The 1,135-nt window shown below is 69.3% G+C and carries 1 protein-coding gene; it reads left to right on the top strand.

Annotated elements, in window-relative coordinates; translation table 11 throughout:
- On the top strand, nucleotides 1-1,135 hold a 1,135-nt coding region (locus ABZY12_RS34385; RefSeq protein ID WP_356897399.1), incomplete at its 5' end, for an acyl-CoA dehydrogenase family protein.

The raw sequence follows: 1,135 nt of genomic DNA, 5'->3' as shown, positions 1-1,135 counted from the left end.
GGAGGAGCACGACATGCTCCGGGAGACGGTTCGTGCGCTGGCGGAGGCGAAGATCGCGCCGTTCGCGGCGGCGGTGGACGAGGAGGGCCGGTTCCCCCGGGAGGCGCTGGACGCGCTGGTGGCGGCGGATCTGCACGCGGTGCATGTGCCGGAGACGTACGGGGGTGCGGGGGCGGACGCGCTGGCGACGGTGATCGTGATCGAGGAGGTCGCGCGGGTGTGCGGCAGCTCGTCGCTGATCCCGGCGGTGAACAAGCTGGGCTCGCTGCCGGTGATCCTGTCGGGGTCGGAGGAGCTGAAGCACCGGTACCTCGGGCCGCTGGCCAAGGGGGACGCGATGTTCTCGTACTGCCTGTCGGAGCCGGACGCCGGCTCGGACGCGGCGGGGATGAAGACCCGGGCGGTGCGGGACGGCGACTTCTACGTCCTCAACGGTGTGAAGCGGTGGATCACCAACGCCGGGGAGTCGGAGTTCTACACGGTGATGGCCGTCACCGATCCCGAGAAGCGGTCCAAGGGCATCTCCGCGTTCGTGGTGGAGAAGTCCGACGAGGGCGTGTCGTTCGGGGCGCCGGAGAAGAAGCTCGGCATCAAGGGCTCCCCGACCCGGGAGGTCTACCTCGACAACGTGCGGATCCCGGCGAGCCGGATGATCGGGGCGGAGGGCACCGGTTTCGCCACCGCGATGAAGACCCTGGACCACACCCGGATCACCATCGCCGCCCAGGCCATCGGCATCGCCCAGGGCGCCCTGGACTACGCCAAGGGCTACGTCACCGAGCGCAAGCAGTTCGGCAAGCCGATCGCCGACTTCCAGGGCGTGCAGTTCATGCTCGCCGACATGGCCATGAAGCTCGAGGCCGCCCGCCAGCTCACCTACGCCGCCGCCGCCAAGTCCGAGCGCGTGTCCGCCGGAGGTGACAAGGAGGCCCTGACCTTCTTCGGCGCCGCGGCCAAGTGCTTCGCCTCCGACGTCGCCATGGAGGTCACCACCGACGCCGTCCAGCTCCTGGGCGGCTACGGCTACACCCGCGACTACCCCGTCGAGCGCATGATGCGCGACGCCAAGATCACCCAGATCTACGAAGGCACCAACCAGGTCCAGCGCATCGTCATGGCCCGCAACCTCCCGTAA

It is taken from the genome of Streptomyces sp. NPDC006551, from assembly GCF_040611675.1.
Classification (GTDB): Bacteria; Actinomycetota; Actinomycetes; order Streptomycetales; family Streptomycetaceae; genus Streptomyces.
This window is presented reverse-complemented; position numbering and strand designations above follow the sequence as displayed.